The following is a 20,608-nucleotide window of genomic DNA, read 5'->3' as shown; positions in this document are numbered from 1 at the left end:
CCGCCGCGAGGGCGGCCGCGTACACGGGGCGGTCCGGGGCGTCGACGCCAACCGGGGTGATGAGGATGTCGATGACGCCGCCGCAGGTCAGGCCCACGGCGAAGGCGTCGTCGTCGCTGTAGCCGAAGCGTTCCAGGACGGATTCGCCGTCCTGGAGCGCCTGGGCGCACAGTTCGTACACCGCGCCTTCCACGCAGCCGCCGGAGACCGAGCCGATGACGGTGCCCTCGCGGTCCACGGCGAGGGCGGCGCCGGGCGGGCGGGGAGCGCTGCCGCCGACCGCCACGACGGTGGCGACGGCGAACTCCCGGCCCTCCTCGGCCCAGCGGCCCAGCTCTTCGGCGATGTCAAGCACGGGAGCTCCCGTCGGCGGCCGCGCCCAGGACCCGGTCCGGGCGGATCGGCAGGTGGCGGTGGCGGACGCCGGTGGCGTGCCAGACCGCGTTGGCGATCGCGGCGGCCGCGCCGACGATGCCGATCTCGCCGATGCCCTTGATGCCGACCGGGTCGTCCGGGTCCGGGTCGTCGACCCAGTCCGCCTCGATGACGGGCACGTCGGCGTTGGCGGCGAAGTGGTAGCCCGCGAGGTCGCCGTTGGCGAGGGCGCCCGACGTCCGGTCCCTGACGGCCTCCTCGTGCAGGGCCATGGACAGGCCCCAGGTCATGCCGCCGATGAACTGGCTGCGCGCGGTGAGCGGGTTGATGATCTTCCCGGCGGCGAAGATGCCGAGCATGCGGCGTACGCGTACTTCGCCGGTGGAGACGTCGACGGCGGCCTCGGCGAACTGGGCGCCGTAGGAGTGCCGTTCGGTCTGGGCGAGCGCGCCGATGGCCTCGGTGGTGTCCGAGCGCACGGTGATGCCCTCCGGCGGGATGTCCGCCCCCAGGGCGAGCCGCTCGCGCAGCTCGTCCACCGCGATCATGACGGCCCACGACCACGAACGCGTGCCCATGGAGCCGCCGGACAGCCATGCCTGGCCCAGGTCGCTGTCGCCGATCCGGATGCGGACCCGCTCCAGCGGCACGTCGAGCGCGTCGGCGGCCACCTGGGCGAGGGCGGTGCGCGCCCCGGTGCCGACGTCGGCCGCGTTGACCCGCACGGTGAAGGTGCCGTCCGCCTCCGCCGTGACCGCGGCCGTCGACGGGGCGGCCCCCGCCGGGAAGGTGGCCGCGGCCGTGCCCGTGCCGAGCAGCCACCGGCCTTCGCGGCGCACGCCCGGGCGCGGGTCGCGGGCGTCCCAGCCGAAGCGGCGGGCACCCTCGCGGAAGCAGGTGAGCAGTTCGTTGCTCGCGAACGGCAGCCCGGTGACGGGCCCCACGGACGGTTCGTTGCGGGCCCGCAGTTCGATCGGGTCCAGGCCGCACTTCTCGGCGAGCTCGTCGAACGCGGACTCCAGCGCGAACGATCCGGGGGCCTCCCCCGGCGCGCGCATGAAGGTCGGCGTGGGCACGTCGAGCGGTACCACGTGGTTGGCGGTGCGGTGCGCCTCGGCGTCGTACAGCGACCGGCCGAACGCGCCGGTCGACTCCACGAATTCGGTCAGGGTCGAGGTGAGCGACACCCCGTCGTGGTCGAACGCGCGCAGCCGTCCGTCGGCGCCCGCGCCGAGCCTGACCCGCTGGTCCGTGGGGCTGCGGTAGCCGATGAGCGAGAACATCTGGCGTCGGGTCAGGACCACCCGGACGGGGCGGTCGATGACGGTGGTGGCCATGACGGCGAGCACGTTGTGCGCGCGGGCCAGGGCCTTGGAGCCGAAGCCGCCGCCGATGTGCTCGGAGCGCACGCGCACCGAGTCCGGGTCGAGCTGGAAGAGCGCGGCGAGGTCCGTCGCCGTCGCCTTGGTGCCCTGGCTGGTGTCGACGACTTCGAGCCGTCCGTTGTCCCAGCGGGCCATGGCCGCGTGCGGCTCCATGGTGTTGTGGTGCTGCTCGGGGGTGGTGTACCGCTCGTCGACGACCACGTCGGAGGCGGCGAGTTCGGCCTCCAGGTCCCCCTTCTCCGTGACGGCGGGGCCCAGGGGGCTCGCTTCCGGCGTGTAGCGCGCGGGGTGCTCGGTGGAGAAGGCGACGTCGTGCGGCTCGGTGTCGTACCGGACGACCAGCGCCTCGGCGGCCTCCCTGGCCTGTTCGGAGGTCTCGGCGACGACCAGCGCCACCGGCCAGCCGATGTGCGGCACCCGGTCCCGCTGGAGGATCTCCGCGACCGGGTCGGGCCCAAAGGAGCCGACGAAGCCCTCCTGGAGGCGCGGGGCGTTGCCGTGGTGGAGGACGGCGAGGACGCCGGGCATCTTCAGGACGGGTCCGTCGTCGACGTGGCGGACGCGTCCGCGCGCGATGGTGGACACGACGATCCAGCCGTGGGCGAGCTCGGCGAACGGGACTTCGCCCGCGTACCGCGCCTCGCCGGTGACCTTGGCCAGGCCCTCCAGGCGCGAGCGCGCGGTGCCGACGGCCCCCGCGGCCCTGGTCGTTCCGGTCGCGGTGGTCATCGGGCGGCCTCCTCGGTCGGCTCCGTCAGCTCGGACAGCACAGCCACGGTCAGATTGCGCACGAGCGGCACCTTGTAGCCGTTGTCGGACAGCGGCTCGGCGGCCGCGAGTTCGGCGTCCGCGGCGGCGGCGAATGCGGCGGCCGTGGCGGGCCCGCCGGTCAGCGCCTGTTCGGCCGCGTGCGCGCGCCACGGCCGCGACGCCACCGCGCCGAAGGCCAGGCGCACTTCGCGTACGACGCCGTCCCGCACGTCGAGCGCGGCGGCCACCGAGCCGATGGCGAAAGCGTACGAGGCCCGCTCGCGGACCTTGCGGTAGCGCGAGTGCGCCGCGACCGGGGCGGGCGGCAGGGTGACGTGGGTGATCAGCGCGCCGGGCGGCAGCGCGGTCTCGCGGTGCGGGGTGTCGCCGACGGGCAGATAGAAGTCGGCCAGCGCCAACTCGCCGGGGCCGTCGCCGGTTTCGTACGAGATGACGGCGTCGAAGGCCGCGAGGGCCACCGCCATGTCGGAGGGGTGGGTGGCCACGCAGTGGTCGGAGGCGCCGAGGATCGCGTGGTTGTGGTGCTCGCCCTCGCGGGCGGCGCAACCGCTGCCCGGTGTCCGCTTGTTGCAGGGCCTGGCGGTGTCGGTGAAGTAGCCGCAGCGGGTGCGCTGGAGCAGGTTGCCGCCGACGGTGGCCATGTTGCGCAGCTGCCCGGAGGCGCCGGCGAGGACGGCCTGGGCGAGGGCGGGGTAGCGGCGCCGGACTTCGGGGTGGGCGGCGAGGTCGCTGTTCGTGACGGTCGCGCCCACGCGCAGTCCGCCGTCCGCCGTCACCTCGATGCCGTCGAGGGGCAGTTGGGTGACGTCGACGAGCAGCGCGGGCCGTTCGACGCCGGTCTTCATCAGGTCGACGAGGTTGGTGCCGCCGCCCAGGTAGCGCGCGTCGGGGTCGGCGCCGAGCAGGGCGACGGCGCCGGAGACGTCGTGCGCCCGTTGGTATCCGAACTCCCTCATGCCGCCGCCTCCTTGGCTGCCACGCCCTCGGTCGTCCCGTCCGCCGCGCGCACCTCGTCGGCGGCGCGGGCGACCGCGTCGACGATGGCGACGTACGCGCCGCAGCGGCACAGGTTGCCGCTCATCCGCTCACGGATCTCGTCCGCGTCGAGCGGCGGCGGGCCCGCCTCGGGCCGTACGTCGGCGGTCGCGGCGCTCGGCCAGCCCGCCGCGTGCTCCTCGATGACCGCGATCGCCGAACAGATCTGGCCAGGTGTGCAGTAGCCGCACTGGTAGCCGTCGAGGTCGAGGAACGCCTGCTGCACCGGGTGCAGCCGGTCGCCCTCGGCGACGCCTTCGATGGTGGTGATCTCACGGCCGTCGGCGGCGACCGCGAGCTGCAGGCAGGACAGGGTGCGGCGGCCGTCGACCAGGACCGTGCAGGCGCCGCACTGGCCCTGGTCGCAGCCCTTCTTGGTGCCGGTCAGGTCGAGGCGCTCGCGCAGGGCGTCGAGCAGGGTGGTGCGGTGGTCGACGGGCAGCGTGCGCTTCTCGCCGTTGACGTTCAGGGTGATGCCGCTGGACGTCGCGGTGGCGCTGGACGTCGGTGGAGCCATGGTCAGCCTTCTTTCGCGGTTGCGGTGCGCGACGGGCGCCGGGGCGAGGAACACGGGTGGCGCGGGTGGCACGGGAAGGTCGAGCTGAGGGGCGAGAACACTGTGCGGCCGACGCGCGGTCGGGGGCGGGCGCCCTCGACCGAATGCATTCGGCCACGTCTGCCGCTATGGTGGAGTGAACTCAAACGGACAGCTGTCCGTTAATCCTTGAACCTAGTGGACAGTTGTCCGCTTAGCAAGGCCCGATGCGTGCGGCCCGAACCCGTCTCCGGCGGTGCCGGTCCCATCCGTGATTCCCAGGAGGACGACGAGTGCGGGAGAAGCGAGAGACCCCCCTGCGCTCGGACGCGCAGCGCAACCGCGAGCGCATCCTCGCCGTGGCGCTGGAGGAGTTGACGCGCTGCGGCGACGCACCGCTGAGCGCCATCGCGAAGAAGGCATGTGTCGGCCAGGGGACGTTCTACCGCCACTTCCCGAGCCGTGAGGCCCTGGTCATGGAGGTCTACCGCCACGAGGTGCGGCAGGTCGCCGACGCCGCCCCCCGACTCCTGGAGACCCTCCCGCCCGAGCGGGCTTTGCGGGAGTGGATGGACCACCTCGCCCGGTACGCGATGACGAAGGTCGGCCTGGCCGACGCGATGCGGGTGGCGACGACCAGCCACGGCACGCTGAAGAGCGTGGCGCACGGCCCCCTCACGTCCGCCATCACGCTCCTCCTTGAGGCCAACGAGCGGGCGGGCACCATCCGGCCGGGCCTCTCCTCCGACGACTTCATGCTGGCGATCGCCGGACTGTGGCTGATCGACCCGCAGGAGGAGTGGCAGCCGCGCGCCGCGCGGCTGCTCGACTTCGTCATGGACGGCCTGCGGGCCGGAGCGCCGCGGAAGCCTGCCTGAGCCGGCCGGCGGCTCTCCTTTGCAGTTCCGCTCGGCGAACATGGCCGGACACGGTGCGCCCAAACCACCTCTGCCCCATGCGTGTTGAAGCGAGAATCGGCATGTCCGCACTCGTGTACGCACCATGGACGTGGAGGATGGATGACGGACCAGTCGGTGCCCCGACCCGGCGACCAGCGGGCGGCGACGCGCCGCGGCGTGGCCGTGGTGGCCGCTCTCATGCTGGGCGCGTTCGCCTTCAACACGACCGAGAACCTGCCGATCGGCATCCTGAAGCTGATGTCGGACGACATGGACGTGTCCCTGTCGGCCGTCGGGCTCCTCGTGTCCGGCTACGGCCTGACCGTGGCCGTCGTGTCGGTGCCGATCGCCCGGATGACCCGCTCCGTCCCGCGCCGCCTCGTGCTGTGCGTGCTGCTGTCCGCGCTGTTCCTGGCCAGCGTCGTGGCGGCGCTGGTGTCCTCGTACTGGGTCCTGATGGTCTGCCGGTTGGTGACGGCGGTGGCGCAGGCGCTGTTCTGGGCGGTGATGGGGCCGGTCGCGGTCGGCCTGTTCCCGCCGCACGTCCGCGGCCGCGTCATCGGCGCGCTGTCCGTGGGCGGTTCGGCGGCCCTGGTCCTGGGCGTGCCCGGCGGCACCTGGCTCGGCCAGCACAGCAGTTGGCAGGTGCCGTTCCTGGTGGTCGGCGCGCTCACCGTCCCCCCGCTCGTCCTCATCGCCACCGCCCTGCCCGCCTCACGTCCGGAAGAGAGCCACGCGGCGCGCGGCGTCGCCCCGGACACCCGGCGCTTCGCCGTCGTCCTCGCGGTCACCGGACTGACGGTCACCGGCGTCTTCGCGGGCTACACATACATCTCCAAGTTCCTGGAGGACGAGAGCGGGTTCACCGAGTCCACGGTCGGCACGCTGCTGCTCGTCCTCGGTGTCACCGGCATCGTGGGCGTCGCGGTCTACGGCCGACTCCTGGACCGCTTTCCCCGCGCCACGCTCACCCTGCCGGTGGCCACCCAGGCCGTCGCGCTGCTCGGGCTGTTCGCGGCGGGCCAGTCGAAGACCGTCGCCGTGATCATGATGGTGCTCCTCGGGGCCTCCCTCGGGCCGGTGTTCATGGCCACGCAGAGCCAGGTCATGTACGTCGCGCCCGGACGCACGGAGACCGCCGTCGCGGCCAACAGCGCCGCGTACAACGCCGGTGTGGCCCTGGGCGCCCTCGCGGGCGGCCTGCTCCTGCCGGTGACGGGCGTACGCGGCACGTTCCTCGTGGGCGGGCTGATGACCGTGGCGGCCCTCGCGCTGCTCCTGGAGGAGCAACTCCTCTCGCTGGGGCGCGAGAAGCGGTGGCCCCCGGTGCCGGAGCGGGCTCCGGCGGACGAGGCCGTCCACTCGGAGCCCTGAGGCCGTGGCCGCCGGGCCGCTACGGGTTGGCCCCGCGCTCCGGGGGCACCGGCTCCGGCTGGTCGAAGTCTCCGCGCGCCGGCTCCCCGTGGTCGAAGTCTCCGCCCACCGGCCCCCGTTGGTCGAAGGCGATCAGCGGATCCCCCGTCAGCGGGTGCTCGACCACGGCCGCCCGCACCCCGAACACGTCCGCGAGCAGCTCGGGCGTGAGCACCTCGCGGGGCGGTCCGGAGGCGACGACGGAGCCGGCGTGCAGCACGTGCAGCCGGTCGCAGACCGACGCGGCGGCGTTGAGGTCGTGCAGCGAGACCAGGGTCGTGCGGCGGGCGGCGCGCAGCAGGGCGAGCAGGTCCACCTGGTGGCGTACGTCGAGGTGGTTGGTGGGCTCGTCCAGGACCAGTACGTCGGGGTCCTGCGCGAACGCGCGGGCCAGCAGGACGCGTTGGCGCTCGCCGCCCGACAGCGCGGAGAACCGCCGACCCGACTGTTCCGCCATGCCGACCTCGGCCAGGGCTCGCGCGACCGTGTCCCGGTCGGCCGCGTCGTCCCCGGCGAACGCCCGCTTGTAGGGGGTGCGGCCCATGGCGACGACCTCCCGTACGGTCAGCTCGAAGTCGCCGCCCCGCTCCTGGGGCAGCGCGGCCACATGCCGGGCGGTCCGTGCGGGGCTCAGCTCGCGCAGATCGGTGCCGTCGAGCAGCACCCGCCCCGCGACGGGCCGCAGATGCCGGTAGACGGTGCGCAGGACGGTGGACTTGCCGCTGCCGTTCGGGCCGACCAGACCGGCGATCTCCCCGTCCGCCGCGAGCAGCCCGACGCCCGACACGACCGCGCGGCCCGCGTAGGCGACGCCCAGATCCTCGATGTCGACTCTCAACTGCCGCTCCCCAGGCGCCGGTCGAGCAGGAACAGCAGGGCCGGAGCCCCGATCAGGGAGGTGACGACGCCGACCGGAAGCTCCTGCGTGTCCATGGCGGTGCGGCACACGATGTCCACGACGACCAGCAGCACCGCCCCGAACAGCGCGGACACCGGAAGCAGCCGCCGGTGGTCGCCGCCGACGACGAGCCGGCAGGCGTGCGGCACCATCAGGCCGACGAAGCCGATGGCTCCCGACACCGCGACCAGGACACCGGTGAGAACGCTCGTCACGACGAACAGTTCACGGCGCAGCGCCACGACGTCGACGCCGAGCCCGGCCGCCGTCTCGTCGCCCATCAGCAGGGCGTTGAGGGCGCGGGCCCGCGCCTGGAGCAGCAGCAGCGCGGCCGGGACCACCGCCGCGGGCACGGCGAGCAGCGGCCAGGTCGCCCCGCTCAGGCTGCCCATGAGCCAGAACAGGACGCTGTGCGTCTGCTGTTCGTCGCCGGCCTGGAGCACCAGATAGCTGGTGAAGCCGGACAGGAACTGGCCGACGGCCACCCCGGCGAGGACGAGGCGCAGCGGCGCGAATCCCCCGCCGCGCCGGGCCACCGCCCACACCAGGGCGAACGTCACCAGGGCGCCCGCGAAGGCCGCCCCCGACAGGCCGAGTCCGAGCACGCCGCCCGCTCCGGCGCCGAGCACGATCGCGCCGACCGCGCCGAGCGAGGCGCCGCTGGAGATGCCGAGCAGATAGGGGTCGGCCAGCGGGTTGCGGACGAGGGCCTGGACGGCCGTGCCCACGAGGCCGAGCCCGGCGCCGACGAGCGCGGCGAGCAGCGCCCTGGGCACCCGCAGCTGCCACACGATCAGGTCGTCCGTACCGGGCCTCGCCGCCTCGCCGGACAGTCTCCGCCCGACCACCGCCCACACCTCGGCGGGCGGGATGGAGGTCGAGCCCCAGGACACCGCGGCGGTGAGGGCGACGAGCAGGGCGACGGCCAGGGCGGCCGCGAGGGGCCAGGCTTTCGGGGTGTCCCGGTCGGGACGCGGAGCCCCGGTCTGCGCGCGGCGCGCGGTGAGCAATGAGGGCACGGCTAGCCGACCTTGCCGGGCTGGGCTTCCCCGGCGACCTTGCCGGGGTACAGGGTCCGGGCGATCCGCTGGACCGTGTCGGCGTTCGCCACACCGGCGATGGTGGTGGGCTCGGAGCCGATGCGCAGGAAGCGTCCCTCCTTGACGGCCTTCAGGCCCTTGGTGGCCGGGTTGGTCTCCAGCCACCGCTGCGCCTCGTCGAACGCCTCGCGGTTGGCGGCCGCGCTGCCGCGGTTGCGGACGCCGAGCTGGATCCAGTCCGGGTTCTTGGAGATCACGTCCTCCCACCCGGTCTGCTTGCGGTCGCCGTCGCAGTCCGCGAAGACGTTCCGGGCGCCCGCAAGGCCGATGACCGCGTGCGCGATCTGCCGGTTGCAGACGACCGTCGGCTGCTTGGTGCCGGCGTCGTAGTCGAAGAAGAAGTACGTGGGCCGCTCGCCCGCGGGGGTGTCGCCGACGGCCTTCCGTACGGCGGCGACCTTCGCGCGCATGCCGGTGACGAGCCGCTTCGCCGTGGCGTCGGTGCCGGTGACCGCCCCGAGCCCGGTGATGTCGCGCTCGACGGCGGACAGGTCGGTCATCGGGCCCTCGCGTTCGGCGGCGCAGGCGGTGGACTTCAGGTAGATGTGCTTGATCCCGGCCGCGGCGAACTCGGCCTCGGTCGGCGCGTCCCCCATGCCGCCGCCGCTCATGCCGCCCATCGACGCGAAGGTGTCGATGTAGAGGTCGGCGCCGGAGCCGAGCAGCTTCTCCTTGGGGATGACCGTCCGGCCGAGGACCTCGACGTCCTGCGCGCGTGCGTCCAGCTTCCCGGGCAGGGTGCCCTTGGCGGGCGGGAAGCCGGTGCCTGCCACCTTGTCCCCGGCGCCGAGGCGCAGCAGCAGTTCCAGGCTGGAGGCGTTGCTCGTGACGATGCGCTTCGGCGGCGCGGAGAACGTGGTCTTCTTCCCCGCGCAGTCGGTGACGGTCACGGGAAAGCCCCGCGCGCCAGGCTGCCCGCCACCGGCCGGCTCCCCCGCCCCGCCGCCGCATCCGGCCGCCAGCAGGCCGAGCACCGCGGTCGTCACACCGCACTTCACACGCGCACGCATCGCATTCGCTCCAGGATCCACTCACGTACCCGGGTGGACCGCTGCCCACCCGGTCACGTAGTCGCGGCGGACCCGGGGCGAGTTCCGGCTACGCCTCGCGGGTCGGCAGCACGGAGATGTGCGACAGGTTGACGTGGCGGGGCCTGCCGACGGTGAACGCGATGAGTTCGGCGACATCGGTCCCGGAGGGGATGCCGTCGATGGAGCCGACGGCCTCCTGGACGGCGGCGCTGATGGCGGGGTCCTCGATGTGGTCGCGCAGTTCGGTGTCGATGGTGCCCGGCTCGATGTTCGTGACGCGTACGTCGGCGGGGCTGAGCCGGGCGCGCAGGTTGCGCGAGAGGTGGCTGAAGGCGGCCTTGGTGGCGGCGTATCCGGCGAAGCCGGGCAGCACGCTCTGGGCGGCGGCCGAGGAGATGTTGACCAGGTCCGCGTGGCCCCGTTCGGCGGCGGCCGCGAGCAGGTCCGGCACGAACGCCTCGACGACGGCGAACGCGCCGGTGACGTTCACGTCGATCATGCGCTGCCAGTTGGGGCCCGTGGACCCGTCGAGGAGGTCGGGCAGGGCCAGGCCCGCGTTGTTGACGACGAGGTCGACGCGGCCGAGCCGGGAGCGGACCTCGGCGGCGGCCGACGCGAGCGACGCCGGATCGGTCACGTCGGTCGGCAGGGCGAGGGCGGTGCCGCCCGCCTCCTCGATCCGTGCGGCGTGACCGGCCAGGCGCTCGCCGCGCCGGGCGAGGAGGGCGACCCGCGCGCCCTGTGCGGCGAGGACCTGCGCGGTGGCCTCGCCGATGCCGCTGGAGGCGCCGGTCACGACGGCCACGCGTCCGGTGAGGGGGCGGGCGAGGGACGCGGCCTGCGGGGTGGTGAGGGTCATGGTGGTCTCCCGGATGTGCGGGCGCGGTGGCCTGCTCCCCGGTGTGCGGGTGCGGGCCGCGCGGGCGCGGTGGCTTGCGTTGGACGAGTACGGGCCGCGTCGGTGCGGTGTGTCCCGTGGTCCCGACTCTGCTGGAGATCCACGACGGCACCCAGGGCTCCGTCCGACCCTGGGTCTGGCAGAACCACCCTGCGCGGGGGTCCGCGATCCGGGTACCGGAAACTTGATCCATGGACTTCCGCACCGAACTCGCCGCGTTCCTCCGCTCCCGCCGCGCCCGGCTGCGCCCGGAAGAGGCCGGCGTCCGTCCGTTCGGCGGGCGCCGTCGCGTGCCCGGGCTGCGCCGCGAGGAGCTGGCGGAGCTGGCCGGGGTCAGCGTCGACTACTACGTACGACTCGAACAGGGCCGCACCCACAACGTGTCCGACAGCGTCCTGGACGCCGTCGCCCGGGTGCTGCGGCTCGACGACGCCGAGCGCGCGCACCTGGGCCATCTGACCCGCGCCCTGCGCCACCCGGCCTCGACGCCACCCGCCCCGCAGCCGGTCAGGGCGGGCGTCGAGGTCCTCCTGGCGGCGCTGGACGAGGTGCCCGCGTACGTCGTCGGGCGACGGCTCGACATCCTCGCCTCCAACCGCCCGGCCCGGGCGCTGTTCACCGACTTCGACGCGCTGCCCGCCGAGCGCCGCAACGTGGCGTGGCTGCACTTCCTCGACCCGGGCGTGCGGGGTCTCTACCCGGACCGGGAGGCGTGGGAGGAGACCGCCCGCGACACCGTCGCGGCGCTGCGCATGGACCTCGGCCGTCACCCCTGCGACGACCGCCTGTGCGACCTGCTCGGCGAACTCTCCGTCCGCAGCGAGGAGTTCAGCCTGCTGTGGGCCGAGCAGCTGGTGCGCGAGCACTCCCACGGCGTCGAGCGGCTTCGCCACCCGGTGGCCGGTGAGCTCACCCTGCGCCGCGAGACGCTGCGCCTGCCCGACACCCCCGAGCAGGCGCTGGTGACGTACGCGGCCGAGCAGGGCAGCCCGTCCCGCGCGGCCCTCGCCGCACTCGCCGGGGGCGCCGCGCCTCAGCTCTGGGGCGCGGGGAACGCCACGGGGCCGCGCAGGCCGGAGCGGCCGACCGCGCGCACGCCGAAGAAGACGTTGTCCTTGGACAGGTCGACCGTGTGACGTGTGACGTCGCCGACGTCGATCACGTGCGTCCAGTCGGGCTCGGTGGTCTCGCGCCACACGACTTCGTACCCCGCGAGGTCCTTCTCGGTGCCGCGCTCCCACACGAGTTCGGTCTCGTTGGTCAGCGCTGCGGTGCGGATCTTCGCGCCGCGCGGGGTGCCGGGCGCCTGCGCGAGGCTCCACACGGCGGCGGCGTTGACGCGGGCCACACGCGCGACGTACGGGAAGTCGCAGAACTCCGGCAGGTCCCCGTACTGCTTGCCGTCGACCACGCGGACGTCCTGGTGCTGGTGGGCGTAGTCCTCGGCGGGCTCGGTGAACCGGGCCGCCGGAAAGGCGCGTTCGAGGAAGGGGATGTGGTCGCCGCCGCGCAGGTAGCGGTCGCGGCGGTAGATGACGCGGACCCGCATGCCGGTCGCGTCGTTGTCGGCGACGTCCCGTACGAAACGGGCGAGCTGGCGCGACGGCGAGTCGTTCTCACCGCCCACGGAGCGCCGGACGGCGGCCTCTGCGGGGGTCTCGGACGAGGGCACGCCCTCGGCGAAGAGCCGGATGGTGCGCGGGTCGCGGCTGCCGTCGTCGGCGGTGGCGCTGCCGACGATGTCGTTGGTGAACATCCCCTGGACGTCGGCCTTCTGACGCTTGTACAGCTCCGCCATGTGGGCCGCGCCGTACAGCCCCTGCTCCTCGCCCGCGACCGCCGCGAACACGACCGTGGCGGCTAGGTGCCGTCTCGCCATGACCCGGGCGAGTTCCATGACGACGGCGACTCCCGAGGCGTCGTCGTCCGCTCCGGGCGCGTCGCTGGTGAAGTCCATGGGGTCGCTCGCCCGCGAGTCGTAGTGCCCCGACACGACGTACAGCCGGTCCGGGGACGCCGAGCCGCGCAGCGTGGCGACGACGTTGGTGATCCGCGTCGGCTCCGGGATGCGCGGGCCCGGCTCCTGTACGTACGACTGGAGCTCCACGCTCATCCGGCCGCCGGACGCCTTCGCGGAGCGCCGCATCTCGGCGAGGATCCAGTCCCGTGCCGCCCCGATGCCGCGTACGGGGTCGTCCTGCGCGGACAGCGTGTGCCGGGTCCCGAACGCGGCGAGACGCCGCACGGTCGCCTCGATGCGCCGGTGGTCGATCTCCCGCAGGAGCGCGCGCAGTTCGCGCGGCGGGTCCTGTGCGGTGGGGCCGAGGCCGTTTCGTACGGCGGCGGGGCCGCGGCCGTCGCGTGCCGCGGCGGGATCCGCCTGGACGCCGACGGCTCCGGCCGTGGTGGCGGCCGCGGCCGCCGCGAGGACGGTACGCCGGGAAGTGCCCGTCTGCTCCGTCTGCTCCGACATGCGGCCATAGTCATGGACACCACAAGCTGCCGCAAGGGGGCGTGGGGGCCCCGGTGTCGGGTGGGCCGGGCCCCGTGGCCGCTACGAGCGGCGGCGGGGCTTGCCGCGCTTGCCGCCCTGGGCTCCGCCGGTGCCGCGCCGCGCGTTCTTGCCCGCGGACGCCTTCCCGGCCGCGGCCTTACCGGAGGAGGGCTTCCCCGAGGACGTCTTGCGGGTCGTGGCCTTGCCCGACGCCCGCTTCGACTTCGCAGGCTGCGGGGCCTGCGCGGCCTGCGCGGTCTGGGCACGGCGGCCGCGCGTGCTGTTGACGGTCCGGCCGCGGATGATGCCGATGAACTCCTCCACCAGGTCGGTGGTGGCGTCCTCCGGCCACGAAAGCACGACGCTCGACTGGGGGGCGTCGGTCAGCGGCCGGTACGTGAGGTCCCTGCGGTGGTGCAGGCGGGCGAGCGACTGCGGCACGACGAGCACACCGATGCCCGCGGCCACCAGCTCGATCGCGTCGGCCGTGGTGGCGGGGCGCTCGAGCGCGGGCCGGCCGGGCAGGGCCTCCCAGGCGAGAGTGTCGTCGAGGGGGTGGAGCACGATCTCGTCGGCCAGGTCCGCGAGGCCGACCTCGTCGGCCGCCGTCACAAGGTGGTCCTTGGGGACGACGACCACGGTCGTCTCCGTGTACAGGGGGATGGCGCTCAGGACCGTCCGGTCGACCGGAAGCCGGACCAGGCCGGCGTCGGCGGAGCCGTCCCGCAGCGCGCCGTCCGCGTCGGCCGGGGCCACGGGGACGAGGGTCAGGGGGACGTCGGGCAGCCGCTCGTTCCAGACACGCACCCACTTCGCGGGTGTCACCCCCGGGACATAGGCGAGCCGGAACGAAGAGGAAACTTCCGAGCCTGTCACCCCGCCAGGCTACCCGGCGTGGTCGGAGGTCGCTCAGGCGCTCGATACCCTGGTCACATGACGTCGCACCAGAGCACCCAGACCATGAAGCCCGCGACCGCGGCGAAGAAGCTGGGTGTGTACCTCGAGGCCACCCCCGCCGAGTTCCAGGAGGGCGTGGTCTCCCGGGCCGAGTTCAACGCGCTGCAGGCCGACCCGCCCCAGTGGCTGCGGGACCTGCGCCGCGACGGCCCGCACCCGCGCCCGGTGGTCGCCGCGAAGCTCGGCGTGTCCATCTCGGGACTCGCGCGCGGCGGCATCACGGACCCGCTCACCACCGAGCAGATCGAGGCCCTCAAGTCGGAGGACCCGGGATGGCTGCGCCGGGAGCGCGCCACGCAGGCCGAGGTCCGCAAGGAGTCGGCGCGCCTGAAGGAGAAGCAGCGCGAGAGCGAGCAGGGCTGACGCGCGACGAGGGGCTGACGCGGTGAGGCGCTGACGCGCGGTGAAGGGCTGACGCGCCATGAACGGGAGCCGGGGCGGCCGGGCCGTCGGCCCCGCCGCCGCACACAAGCGCCTCACACGGGCGCCTCACACAGGCGACCCCTTCGCCCCCGTCATGAGCGCCGTCTCCAGATCCCCGGCGATGTCGAACGCGTCCCTCAGTCCGGCAAGACCAAGGATCTTGCGGAAGAACGGGTTGTCGACAACGAGGGCCACGCCCGCCTGACGCCGCCGCGCCTCGTCGCGGGCGCGGCACAGCAGGGTCAGGCCGCCGCAGTCGAGGAACGTCACCGCCCGCAGGTCGAGGACGAGGTCACGGCGGCTCTCCCGGGTGAGCCGGGCGAGCGGGGCGGCGAGCACCTCGTCCGCGAGGATGTCCAGCTCACCCCAGAAGACGACCACCAGCCGCTCCTGCCGTACGTGGGCGCGGAGGCCGAACTCGGCATGGTCCTCGAGCATCGTTCCCCCTCATGGCACCGTGAGTGCGGCTCCGGGGTGAGCCTGTGCGATCACCGGCGGGGTCTGTGCGTTGAACTGTCGCCACCGGGGACAGGGGTGGCAAGTTCTTGCCCTTGGCATACCCGTCGCGCGGAGAATAATGCAACTGCCCTGCATTAAACAAGAGTTGACCGATAACCGCTGACACGTGCAGGAGCACGGCTCACACCGGCATCAGCGCGGGGAGTGGGCTCTGTGGGGCCCGGCCCTGGGCCCCACAGCCACCGCAGCACGCGAGCCGCCCCGTGACGGATCCCTCCAGGAGGGGGCGGCGGGCTACGCGCCGCTCGCGTCCAGCATGTCCTCCCGCTCGACGATCTTCACGCGCTCCCGGCCCTGGGGCTCGCCCAGCGCCTTCTCCGCGGCGTCCAGGCGGTACCAGCCCTCCCACGTGGTGAAGCGGACGTTCCGCTCGCCGAGGAACGCGTCCACGGCCTCCGGGTCGGGCGCGGCAGGCGTGTGCAGCCGGCCGTTCGCGTGGTCGTCGAGGAGGCTGGCGACCGTTTCGTTGGCGTCGCCCTTGGTGTGGCCGATCAGCCCCACGGGGCCGCGCCGGATCCAGCCCGTGACGTACGTCGACTGCAGGTGCTCGCCGGTCTCCTCGATCACCCGGCCGGCCCGGTCCGGCACCGTGCCCGACTCGACGTCCCAGGGCAGCTTGGGCAGTTCGTCGGAGAGGTAGCCCACGGCGCGGTAGACCGCGGTGACGTCCCAGTCCTTGAAGGTGCCGGTGCCCTTGACGTTGCCGGTGCCGTCGAGGGCGGTGCGCTCGGTGCGCAGGCCGGTGACCTTGCCGTCCTCGCCGAGGATCTCGGCGGGCGACTCGAAGAAGTGCAGGAACAGCTTGTGCGGGCGGTCACCGATGTCGCGGATCGCCCAGTTCTCCAGGGTCTTGGCGACCATGTCGGCCTGCTTGTTGCCGCGCCGGGTCGCGATCGAGCCGTCGTCGTAGTCGATGTCCTCCGGGTCGACGATGACCTCGATGTTCGGGGAGTGGTCGAGCTCCCGCAGCTCCATCGGGGAGAACTTCGCCTGCGCGGGGCCACGGCGGCCGAAGACGTGCACTTCCAGCGCCTTGTTGGCCTTCAGGCCCTCGTGGACGTTGGCGGGGATCTCCGTCGGCAGCAGCTCGTCCGCCGTCTTGGCGAGGATGCGGGCCACGTCGAGGGCGACGTTGCCGACGCCGAGGACCGCGACCTTCTCCGCCTCCAGCGGCCAGGTGCGCGGCACGTCCGGGTGTCCGTCGTACCAGGAGACGAAGTCCGCCGCGCCGTACGAGCCGTCGAGGTCGATGCCGGGTATGTCCAGCGCCCGGTCGGCCGTCGCCCCGGTGGAGAAGATCACCGCGTCGTAGAAGGTGCGCAGGTCGTCCAGGCTGATGTCCCGCGGGTAGTCGACGTTGCCGAAGAGGCGGATCTGGGGCTTGTCGAGCACCTGGTGCAGGGCCGTGATGATGCCCTTGATCCGCGGGTGGTCGGGGGCGACGCCGTAGCGGATCAGGCCGAACGGCGCCGGCATCCGCTCGAAGAGGTCGATGGAGACGCCGGGGTCGACGGCCACCTCGGATTTCAGCAGCGCGTCGGCGGCGTAGATGCCGGCGGGGCCGGCTCCGACGATGGCTACCCGCACAGGGCGAGACACGATCAGATTCCCTTCGAGCGGTGGCGACTGACTCGACGGGAAGCCTAAACTAAGGCAAGCCTAAGTCATTGATCGGGTCGGCTCTACGCCCTCGGGCCCGTCGCTCTACGCCCTCGGGCCCCGTCGCTCTACGCCCTCGGGCCCGTCGCTCTACGCCCTCAGGCCCGCCGGGGTCCGGCCCCGGGGCCCGGAGAGCCGGGGCGGCCGCGGTCCGTCGTCAAGTGCCTGGTGAACCACTCCCGGGCGAGTTCGGCGACCCGGTCGAGAGCTCCGGGTTCCTCGAAGAGGTGTGTGGCTCCCGGAACGATCTCCAGCCGGTTCTCGCAGCGCAGCTCCGCCTGGGCGGCCCGGTTGAGGTCGAGCACCGTCGTGTCCTGCCCGCCGACGATCAGCAGGGTCGGCGCGCGTACGTCGCCGAGACGGGGCGCGGCGAGATCGGGCCGTCCGCCGCGGGACACCACGGCACCCACGGACCCATCGGCCCCGTCCTCTGCGGCCGCCCGCAGCGCCGCCGCGGCCCCGGTGCTGGCTCCGAAGTAGCCGATCGGTACGGACACGCGCTCCCGCACCCAGCGGGTGGCCCCCAGCAGCCTCGCGGCCAGGGTGTCGACGTCGAAGACGTTCGCGCGGTCGGCCTCCTCGGCCGGCGTGAGCAGGTCGAAGAGGAGGGTCCCGAGGCCCGCCTCGCGCAGCGCCGACGCCACCGACCGGTTGCGCGGGCTGTGCCGGCTGCTGCCGGAGCCGTGGGCGAACATCACCACCGCGGGGGCGCCCTCCGGCACGGTGAGGTCCCCGGCCAGCCGGACCCCGGCCCCGGCCGCGTCCACCTCGACCTCGATGTCCACCTCGGCCGCGACCGGGGCCGGATGCCCGGGCGGCCGGGCAGTCGTCGCCGACGCCAGGCGCGCGCTGACTTCGTCGTCGGTGGTCTGCGTGAAGTCCCGGTACCACTGGCCCACGGAGCCGAACTGCTCCGGCGTGGACAGGCACACCACCTCGTCCGCCACCTCCCGCAACCGGGCCACCGTGTCCGCCGGTGCCGTCGGCACGGCGAGCACCACGCGGGCCGCGCCCTGCGCCCGTGCGACCCGGCAGGCTGCCGCGGCCGTGGCTCCGGTCGCGATGCCGTCGTCCACGACGAGCACCGCCCGCCCTTCGACCGCCACCCGCGACCGGCCGTCGCGATACCGGCGCGCCCGCCGCAGCAGCTCCCGTTCCTCCGCGTGCTCGACCGCCTCGATCTCCGCCGGCCGGATGCCGCAGTGGCGCACGATCTCGTCGCTGATGACCCGCACGCCGCCCTCGCCGATCGCGCCGAACCCCAGTTCCGGCTGGTGGGGGACGCCGAGCTTGCGGACCACGATCACATCGAGCGGGGCGCCGAGCGCCCGCGCCACCTCGAAGGCCACCGGCACGCCGCCCCTGGGCAGGCCCAGGACGACCGGGCTGTCCTCCCGCAGGTGCCGCACCGCTTCGGCGAGGCGGCGCCCGGCGTCCACACGGTCGGCGAAGATCACAGCGTTCGCTCTCAGCAGGGGAAGGGGAAGACACATCCGTATCTCTGGCCTAACGCTGCTCGCGGCGTTTCGCAACCGGGGGCCGGTGTACAGCGGATTCCGTACCCGCTGCGAGGCCGCGCCCGGGTGGATACCGTCGGTCGCATGGAACGAGTCGGCGCGGTCGGCGCAGTCCTGATCGACATCGACGGCGTGCTCACCGTCTCCTGGGAGCCGCTGCCCGGGGCCGTGGCGGCCCTGGAGCGGCTGCGCGCCGCCGGACTTCCCTTCGCGCTGGTCACCAACACGACCTCGCGGACCCGCGCCTCGATCGCCGCGCGCCTCGCCGGGGCGGGGTTCCCCGTCACCGTGGACGACATCCTCACGGCACCCGCCGTCACCGCCGCGCATCTGCGCGAGCACTACCCGGGCGCCCGGTGTCTGCTGCTCAACGCCGGTGACATCCGGGACGACCTGACGGGCGTGACGCTCGTCGACGACGCGCAGACGGATCCGGACGTGGGCCTGGGCCCGGACGCGGGGCCGGACTCGGGCACGAGGCCGGACCCGGGCGGAGACGTGGACGTGGATGTGGTCGTCATCGGCGGTGCCGGCAGCGAGTTCCACTACGCGGCCCTCAACCGCGTCTTCCGGCACCTGCGGCGCGGAGCCCGCCTCGTGGCGATGCACCGGAACCTCTACTGGCGTACCGCCGACGGCCTCGACCTCGACACGGGCGCCTACCTGCTGGGCCTGGAGCGGGCAGCCGGGGTGGAGGCGGAGGTGACCGGCAAGCCGGCGGAGGCGTTCTTCGCCGCCGCGCTCGCCCATCTCGGCGCCGATCCGTCCGCGACGCTCATGGTCGGCGACGACGTCGAGTCCGACGTCCTCGCCGCCCAGCGCGCCGGAATCACCGGCGTCCTCGTCAGGACCGGCAAGTTCCTGCCCGAGACCCTCCGGACGGCGACCGGCACGCCGGACCACGTGCTCGACTCCTTCGCCGACCTGCCCGGCCTCCTGGACCGCCCGGCCACGACCTCCGACTGAGCCCGCGGCGGCTCGCGGCGCGACAATGGAGGTGCGGAACAGCCCCGCCATGTCTGTCGGAAGGGCGGGATGGCGATGCCGTACGTGACGGTCACTGCCGTGAGCCACCCGGGGCTCGTGCGCGATCACAACGAGGACAGCCTGGTCATCGGGCCGTGGACGCTGTGCGGAACCATGACCGAGAACCCGCAGACGCTGGGGTTTCCGCTCGGTTCCCCGCTCGTCGTCGCGGTCGCCGACGGCATCGGCGGCCAGCCGGCCGGGGAGGTGGCCAGCGGCCTCGTCGTGCGACACCTGGCGTCGCTCGGGCCCACGCTGGACAGCGAGCGCGCCGTGAGCGAAGCCCTCGACGTCATCAACCGCTCCGTGTACGCGGCCGCCGACCGTGATCCGGAGCTGGCCACCATGGGGACGACGGTCGCGGGTGTCGTGGTCCTCGCGGAGGAACTGCTGGTGTTCAACGTCGGCGACAGCAGAGTGCTCGATGTGAGTGCCGACCGCTCGACGCTCCACCGGCTGAGCGTCGACGACAGTCCGCCGCTCGCGCCCGGCCGGCGCACCACGTCGATCGTCACGCAGGCACTCGGCGGCGCTCCGCGGTTCACAGCGATCACACCCCACGTCAGCACGGCCCCTCTCGGCACGGGGGACCGCTTCCTGGTGTGTACCGACGGCCTGACCGACCCCGTGCCCGACGACACGCTCGACGAGGTGCTGCGGGCCCACGACGGCGGCCGGGCGGCGTTCGAACTGTGGAAGTCCGCGATCGAGGCCGGCGGGCCGGACAACATCACCCTCGCGTTGATCGACGTCAACGACTAGCGGATCGGCGACACCGGTGGTTGAACGGCAGCACCGACCATCGGCACCACCGGCCACCGGCCACCGGCCACCGGCCACCGGGCCACCGGCCACCGGCCACCGGCCACCGGCCCGACCGGCCAGTCGTCAGCACAGGCCAGTCGTCAGCCCAAGAAGCTCAACCGCACCTGCCGGTCCGGGTTGTCCTTGTTCGTGTCGACCAGGCAGACCGACTGCCACGTGCCGAGTTCCAGGCTGCCGCCGACCACCGGCAGCGTGGCGTGCGGGGCGATGAAGGCCGGCAGGACGTGGTCGCGGCCGTGGCCGGGGCTGCCGTGGCGGTGCTGCCAGCGGTCGTCGGCCGGGAGCAGCGTGTGCAGGGCGGCGAGCAGATCGCTGTCGCTGCCCGCGCCGGTCTCCAGGACGGCTACGCCCGCCGTGGCGTGCGGGACGAAGATGTTCAGGAGGCCGTCGCGACCGCGGGCCGCCTCGCGCAGGAAGCTCTCGCACTCGTGCGTGAGGTCGACGACCGTCTCCGCCGAGCCGGTCGTGACGTTGAGGATGCGGGTGGTGAAGGCGTCGGACATGTCTCCCATCCTGCCCCAGTCCGGCCGCGCCGGGGCGGCGCCCGCAGCGCGCCCGATGCGAGGGCTCACCCAAGGAGTGATACGAAGCGTCCATTCCGCGAGACGCCATTGACCGTGCGCCGATGTGATCGCTACGTTCTGCCGCATGTTGCGTTCAGCCCTGCTCACTTCGCGCGGTCACATCGACCTGCTGCGGGTGGCCTCTTCCGCGTGTCGTCGCGGCTGCTGACGCCCTCTCTCCTTCTCGCTCTCCGGTTTTCGCCGTAACGCCTGCGGCCTTCGCCGCGCCGCCCCGGCTCTCCTCGCCTTCGGCCGCCGCTCGTGAGCCCGTCCCGCCCTGGTGGA

At 73.5% G+C, this 20,608-nt stretch carries 21 protein-coding genes; 7 read left to right on the top strand and 14 right to left on the bottom strand.

The window, feature by feature from the left end; genetic code table 11:
* The 4 genes from STRAU_RS13620 to STRAU_RS13605 all read right to left on the bottom strand — a co-directional run.
* Nucleotides 1-355: XdhC family protein (locus tag STRAU_RS13620; protein WP_037659097.1), on the bottom strand; the 355-nt coding region annotated here is incomplete at its 3' end.
* Entirely contained in the window at nucleotides 348-2,489 is a 2,142-nt protein-coding gene (locus tag STRAU_RS13615) for a xanthine dehydrogenase family protein molybdopterin-binding subunit (protein ID WP_016640891.1), read from the bottom strand. The genes STRAU_RS13615 and STRAU_RS13620, both read right to left, overlap by 8 nt.
* Nucleotides 2,486-3,487: an FAD binding domain-containing protein gene (locus STRAU_RS13610; protein ID WP_016640890.1), complete on the bottom strand. Its 1,002-nt coding sequence runs from the start codon at nucleotides 3,485-3,487 to the stop codon at nucleotides 2,486-2,488. The genes STRAU_RS13615 and STRAU_RS13610 overlap by 4 nt, the downstream gene beginning before the upstream one ends.
* Nucleotides 3,484-4,083, bottom strand: coding sequence for a (2Fe-2S)-binding protein (locus tag STRAU_RS13605; RefSeq protein ID WP_037659095.1), 600 nt, complete (start codon nucleotides 4,081-4,083; stop codon nucleotides 3,484-3,486). Before STRAU_RS13605 ends, STRAU_RS13610 begins: the two co-directional genes overlap by 4 nt.
* A 311-nt stretch (nucleotides 4,084-4,394) precedes the next feature.
* On the opposite strand from STRAU_RS13605, the gene STRAU_RS13600 reads away from it, so the two are divergent.
* Complete coding sequence (locus STRAU_RS13600) at nucleotides 4,395-4,979, top strand: TetR/AcrR family transcriptional regulator (protein ID WP_016640888.1); 585 nt, start codon at nucleotides 4,395-4,397, stop codon at nucleotides 4,977-4,979.
* 141 nt (nucleotides 4,980-5,120) lie between these two features.
* Entirely contained in the window at nucleotides 5,121-6,374 is a 1,254-nt protein-coding gene (locus STRAU_RS13595) for an MFS transporter (RefSeq protein WP_259299900.1), read from the top strand.
* A gap of 19 nt (nucleotides 6,375-6,393) precedes the next feature.
* On the opposite strand, the gene STRAU_RS13590 is transcribed toward STRAU_RS13595, so the two are convergent.
* From STRAU_RS13590 to STRAU_RS13575, 4 genes are all read right to left on the bottom strand, one after another.
* Nucleotides 6,394-7,251 carry an ABC transporter ATP-binding protein gene (locus STRAU_RS13590; protein WP_016640886.1) on the bottom strand — a complete coding sequence of 286 codons (858 nt, stop codon included), beginning with the start codon at nucleotides 7,249-7,251 and terminating at the stop codon, nucleotides 6,394-6,396.
* Nucleotides 7,248-8,321, bottom strand: a complete 1,074-nt coding sequence (locus STRAU_RS13585; RefSeq protein WP_016640885.1) for a FecCD family ABC transporter permease — start codon at nucleotides 8,319-8,321, stop codon at nucleotides 7,248-7,250. Before STRAU_RS13585 ends, STRAU_RS13590 begins: the two co-directional genes overlap by 4 nt.
* 11 nt (nucleotides 8,322-8,332) lie before the next feature.
* A complete protein-coding gene (locus tag STRAU_RS13580) occupies nucleotides 8,333-9,421 on the bottom strand; it encodes an ABC transporter substrate-binding protein (RefSeq protein WP_203227397.1) in 1,089 nt (362 codons plus the stop codon).
* Nucleotides 9,422-9,509: 88 nt separating this feature from the next.
* A complete protein-coding gene (locus STRAU_RS13575) occupies nucleotides 9,510-10,301 on the bottom strand; it encodes an SDR family oxidoreductase (protein WP_016640883.1) in 792 nt (263 codons plus the stop codon).
* 230 nt (nucleotides 10,302-10,531) lie between these two features.
* On the opposite strand from STRAU_RS13575, the gene STRAU_RS13570 reads away from it, so the two are divergent.
* Entirely contained in the window at nucleotides 10,532-11,476 is a 945-nt protein-coding gene (locus STRAU_RS13570) for a helix-turn-helix transcriptional regulator (RefSeq protein WP_063890350.1), read from the top strand.
* Here the strand turns inward: STRAU_RS13570 and STRAU_RS13565 are convergent.
* Together STRAU_RS13565 and STRAU_RS13560 are read right to left on the bottom strand one after the other, a co-directional pair.
* Nucleotides 11,374-12,813 (bottom strand): M20/M25/M40 family metallo-hydrolase, encoded by a 1,440-nt coding sequence (locus tag STRAU_RS13565; RefSeq protein WP_016640881.1) that lies wholly within the window; start codon nucleotides 12,811-12,813, stop codon nucleotides 11,374-11,376. The two genes, STRAU_RS13570 and STRAU_RS13565, sit on opposite strands and share 103 nt — an antisense overlap.
* An 81-nt stretch (nucleotides 12,814-12,894) precedes the next feature.
* Nucleotides 12,895-13,710, bottom strand: a complete 816-nt coding sequence (locus STRAU_RS13560) for a LysR family substrate-binding domain-containing protein (protein ID WP_037659093.1) — start codon at nucleotides 13,708-13,710, stop codon at nucleotides 12,895-12,897.
* 57 nt (nucleotides 13,711-13,767) lie between these two features.
* Here STRAU_RS13560 and STRAU_RS13555 point away from each other — a divergent pair, with 57 nt between their 5' ends.
* Nucleotides 13,768-14,154 (top strand): DUF5997 family protein, encoded by a 387-nt coding sequence (locus STRAU_RS13555; protein WP_016640880.1) that lies wholly within the window; start codon nucleotides 13,768-13,770, stop codon nucleotides 14,152-14,154.
* A gap of 126 nt (nucleotides 14,155-14,280) precedes the next feature.
* Here STRAU_RS13555 and STRAU_RS13550 read toward each other — a convergent pair whose 3' ends face one another.
* The 3 genes from STRAU_RS13550 to STRAU_RS13540 form a co-directional block, all read right to left on the bottom strand.
* On the bottom strand, nucleotides 14,281-14,652 hold the full coding sequence (locus tag STRAU_RS13550; protein WP_016640878.1) for an STAS domain-containing protein: 372 nt from the start codon (nucleotides 14,650-14,652) through the stop codon (nucleotides 14,281-14,283).
* 315 nt (nucleotides 14,653-14,967) lie between these two features.
* Nucleotides 14,968-16,332, bottom strand: coding sequence for an FAD-dependent oxidoreductase (locus STRAU_RS13545; RefSeq protein WP_037659091.1), 1,365 nt, complete (start codon nucleotides 16,330-16,332; stop codon nucleotides 14,968-14,970).
* 158 nt (nucleotides 16,333-16,490) lie between these two features.
* Nucleotides 16,491-17,849, bottom strand: coding sequence for a phosphoribosyltransferase family protein (locus STRAU_RS13540; RefSeq protein WP_016640875.1), 1,359 nt, complete (start codon nucleotides 17,847-17,849; stop codon nucleotides 16,491-16,493).
* A 144-nt stretch (nucleotides 17,850-17,993) separates the two neighbouring features.
* On the opposite strand from STRAU_RS13540, the gene STRAU_RS13535 reads away from it, so the two are divergent.
* A complete protein-coding gene (locus tag STRAU_RS13535; protein ID WP_016640876.1) occupies nucleotides 17,994-18,875 on the top strand; it encodes an HAD-IIA family hydrolase in 882 nt (293 codons plus the stop codon).
* A 75-nt stretch (nucleotides 18,876-18,950) separates the two neighbouring features.
* Nucleotides 18,951-19,697 carry a PP2C family protein-serine/threonine phosphatase gene (locus tag STRAU_RS13530; protein WP_037659169.1) on the top strand — a complete coding sequence of 249 codons (747 nt, stop codon included), beginning with the start codon at nucleotides 18,951-18,953 and terminating at the stop codon, nucleotides 19,695-19,697.
* Between the two features lie 143 nt (nucleotides 19,698-19,840).
* Here the strand turns inward: STRAU_RS13530 and STRAU_RS13525 are convergent, their stop codons facing one another.
* Nucleotides 19,841-20,263 (bottom strand): YjbQ family protein, encoded by a 423-nt coding sequence (locus STRAU_RS13525; RefSeq protein ID WP_037659089.1) that lies wholly within the window; start codon nucleotides 20,261-20,263, stop codon nucleotides 19,841-19,843.
* Nucleotides 20,264-20,408: 145 nt separating this feature from the next.
* Here STRAU_RS13525 and STRAU_RS44660 point away from each other — a divergent pair, with 145 nt between their 5' ends.
* Entirely contained in the window at nucleotides 20,409-20,492 is an 84-nt protein-coding gene (locus tag STRAU_RS44660) for a putative leader peptide (RefSeq protein WP_350892797.1), read from the top strand.
* Nucleotides 20,493-20,608: the final 116 nt, after the last annotated feature.

Source organism: Streptomyces aurantiacus JA 4570, assembly GCF_000414115.1.
Taxonomy (GTDB): Bacteria; Actinomycetota; Actinomycetes; order Streptomycetales; family Streptomycetaceae; genus Streptomyces; species Streptomyces aurantiacus_A.
Note: the sequence above shows the minus strand (reverse complement) of the source record. Positions and strands in the feature narration are given on the sequence as shown.

Excerpts from the sequence above, each read along its gene's own strand:
- STRAU_RS13615 (WP_016640891.1), bottom strand. The coding sequence starts at position 2,489 with ATGACCACCGCGACCGGAACGACCAGGGCCGCGGGGGCCGTCGGCACC.
- STRAU_RS13570 (WP_063890350.1), top strand. The coding sequence starts at position 10,532 with ATGGACTTCCGCACCGAACTCGCCGCGTTCCTCCGCTCCCGCCGCGCC.
- STRAU_RS44660 (WP_350892797.1), top strand. The coding sequence starts at position 20,409 with ATGTTGCGTTCAGCCCTGCTCACTTCGCGCGGTCACATCGACCTGCTG.
- STRAU_RS13580 (WP_203227397.1), bottom strand. The coding sequence starts at position 9,421 with ATGCGTGCGCGTGTGAAGTGCGGTGTGACGACCGCGGTGCTCGGCCTG.
- STRAU_RS13605 (WP_037659095.1), bottom strand. The coding sequence starts at position 4,083 with ATGGCTCCACCGACGTCCAGCGCCACCGCGACGTCCAGCGGCATCACC.
- STRAU_RS13610 (WP_016640890.1), bottom strand. The coding sequence starts at position 3,487 with ATGAGGGAGTTCGGATACCAACGGGCGCACGACGTCTCCGGCGCCGTC.
- STRAU_RS13550 (WP_016640878.1), bottom strand. The coding sequence starts at position 14,652 with ATGCTCGAGGACCATGCCGAGTTCGGCCTCCGCGCCCACGTACGGCAG.
- STRAU_RS13555 (WP_016640880.1), top strand. The coding sequence starts at position 13,768 with ATGACGTCGCACCAGAGCACCCAGACCATGAAGCCCGCGACCGCGGCG.
- STRAU_RS13565 (WP_016640881.1), bottom strand. The coding sequence starts at position 12,813 with ATGTCGGAGCAGACGGAGCAGACGGGCACTTCCCGGCGTACCGTCCTC.
- STRAU_RS13535 (WP_016640876.1), top strand. The coding sequence starts at position 17,994 with ATGGAACGAGTCGGCGCGGTCGGCGCAGTCCTGATCGACATCGACGGC.
- STRAU_RS13595 (WP_259299900.1), top strand. The coding sequence starts at position 5,121 with ATGACGGACCAGTCGGTGCCCCGACCCGGCGACCAGCGGGCGGCGACG.
- STRAU_RS13575 (WP_016640883.1), bottom strand. The coding sequence starts at position 10,301 with ATGACCCTCACCACCCCGCAGGCCGCGTCCCTCGCCCGCCCCCTCACC.
- STRAU_RS13530 (WP_037659169.1), top strand. The coding sequence starts at position 18,951 with ATGCCGTACGTGACGGTCACTGCCGTGAGCCACCCGGGGCTCGTGCGC.
- STRAU_RS13525 (WP_037659089.1), bottom strand. The coding sequence starts at position 20,263 with ATGTCCGACGCCTTCACCACCCGCATCCTCAACGTCACGACCGGCTCG.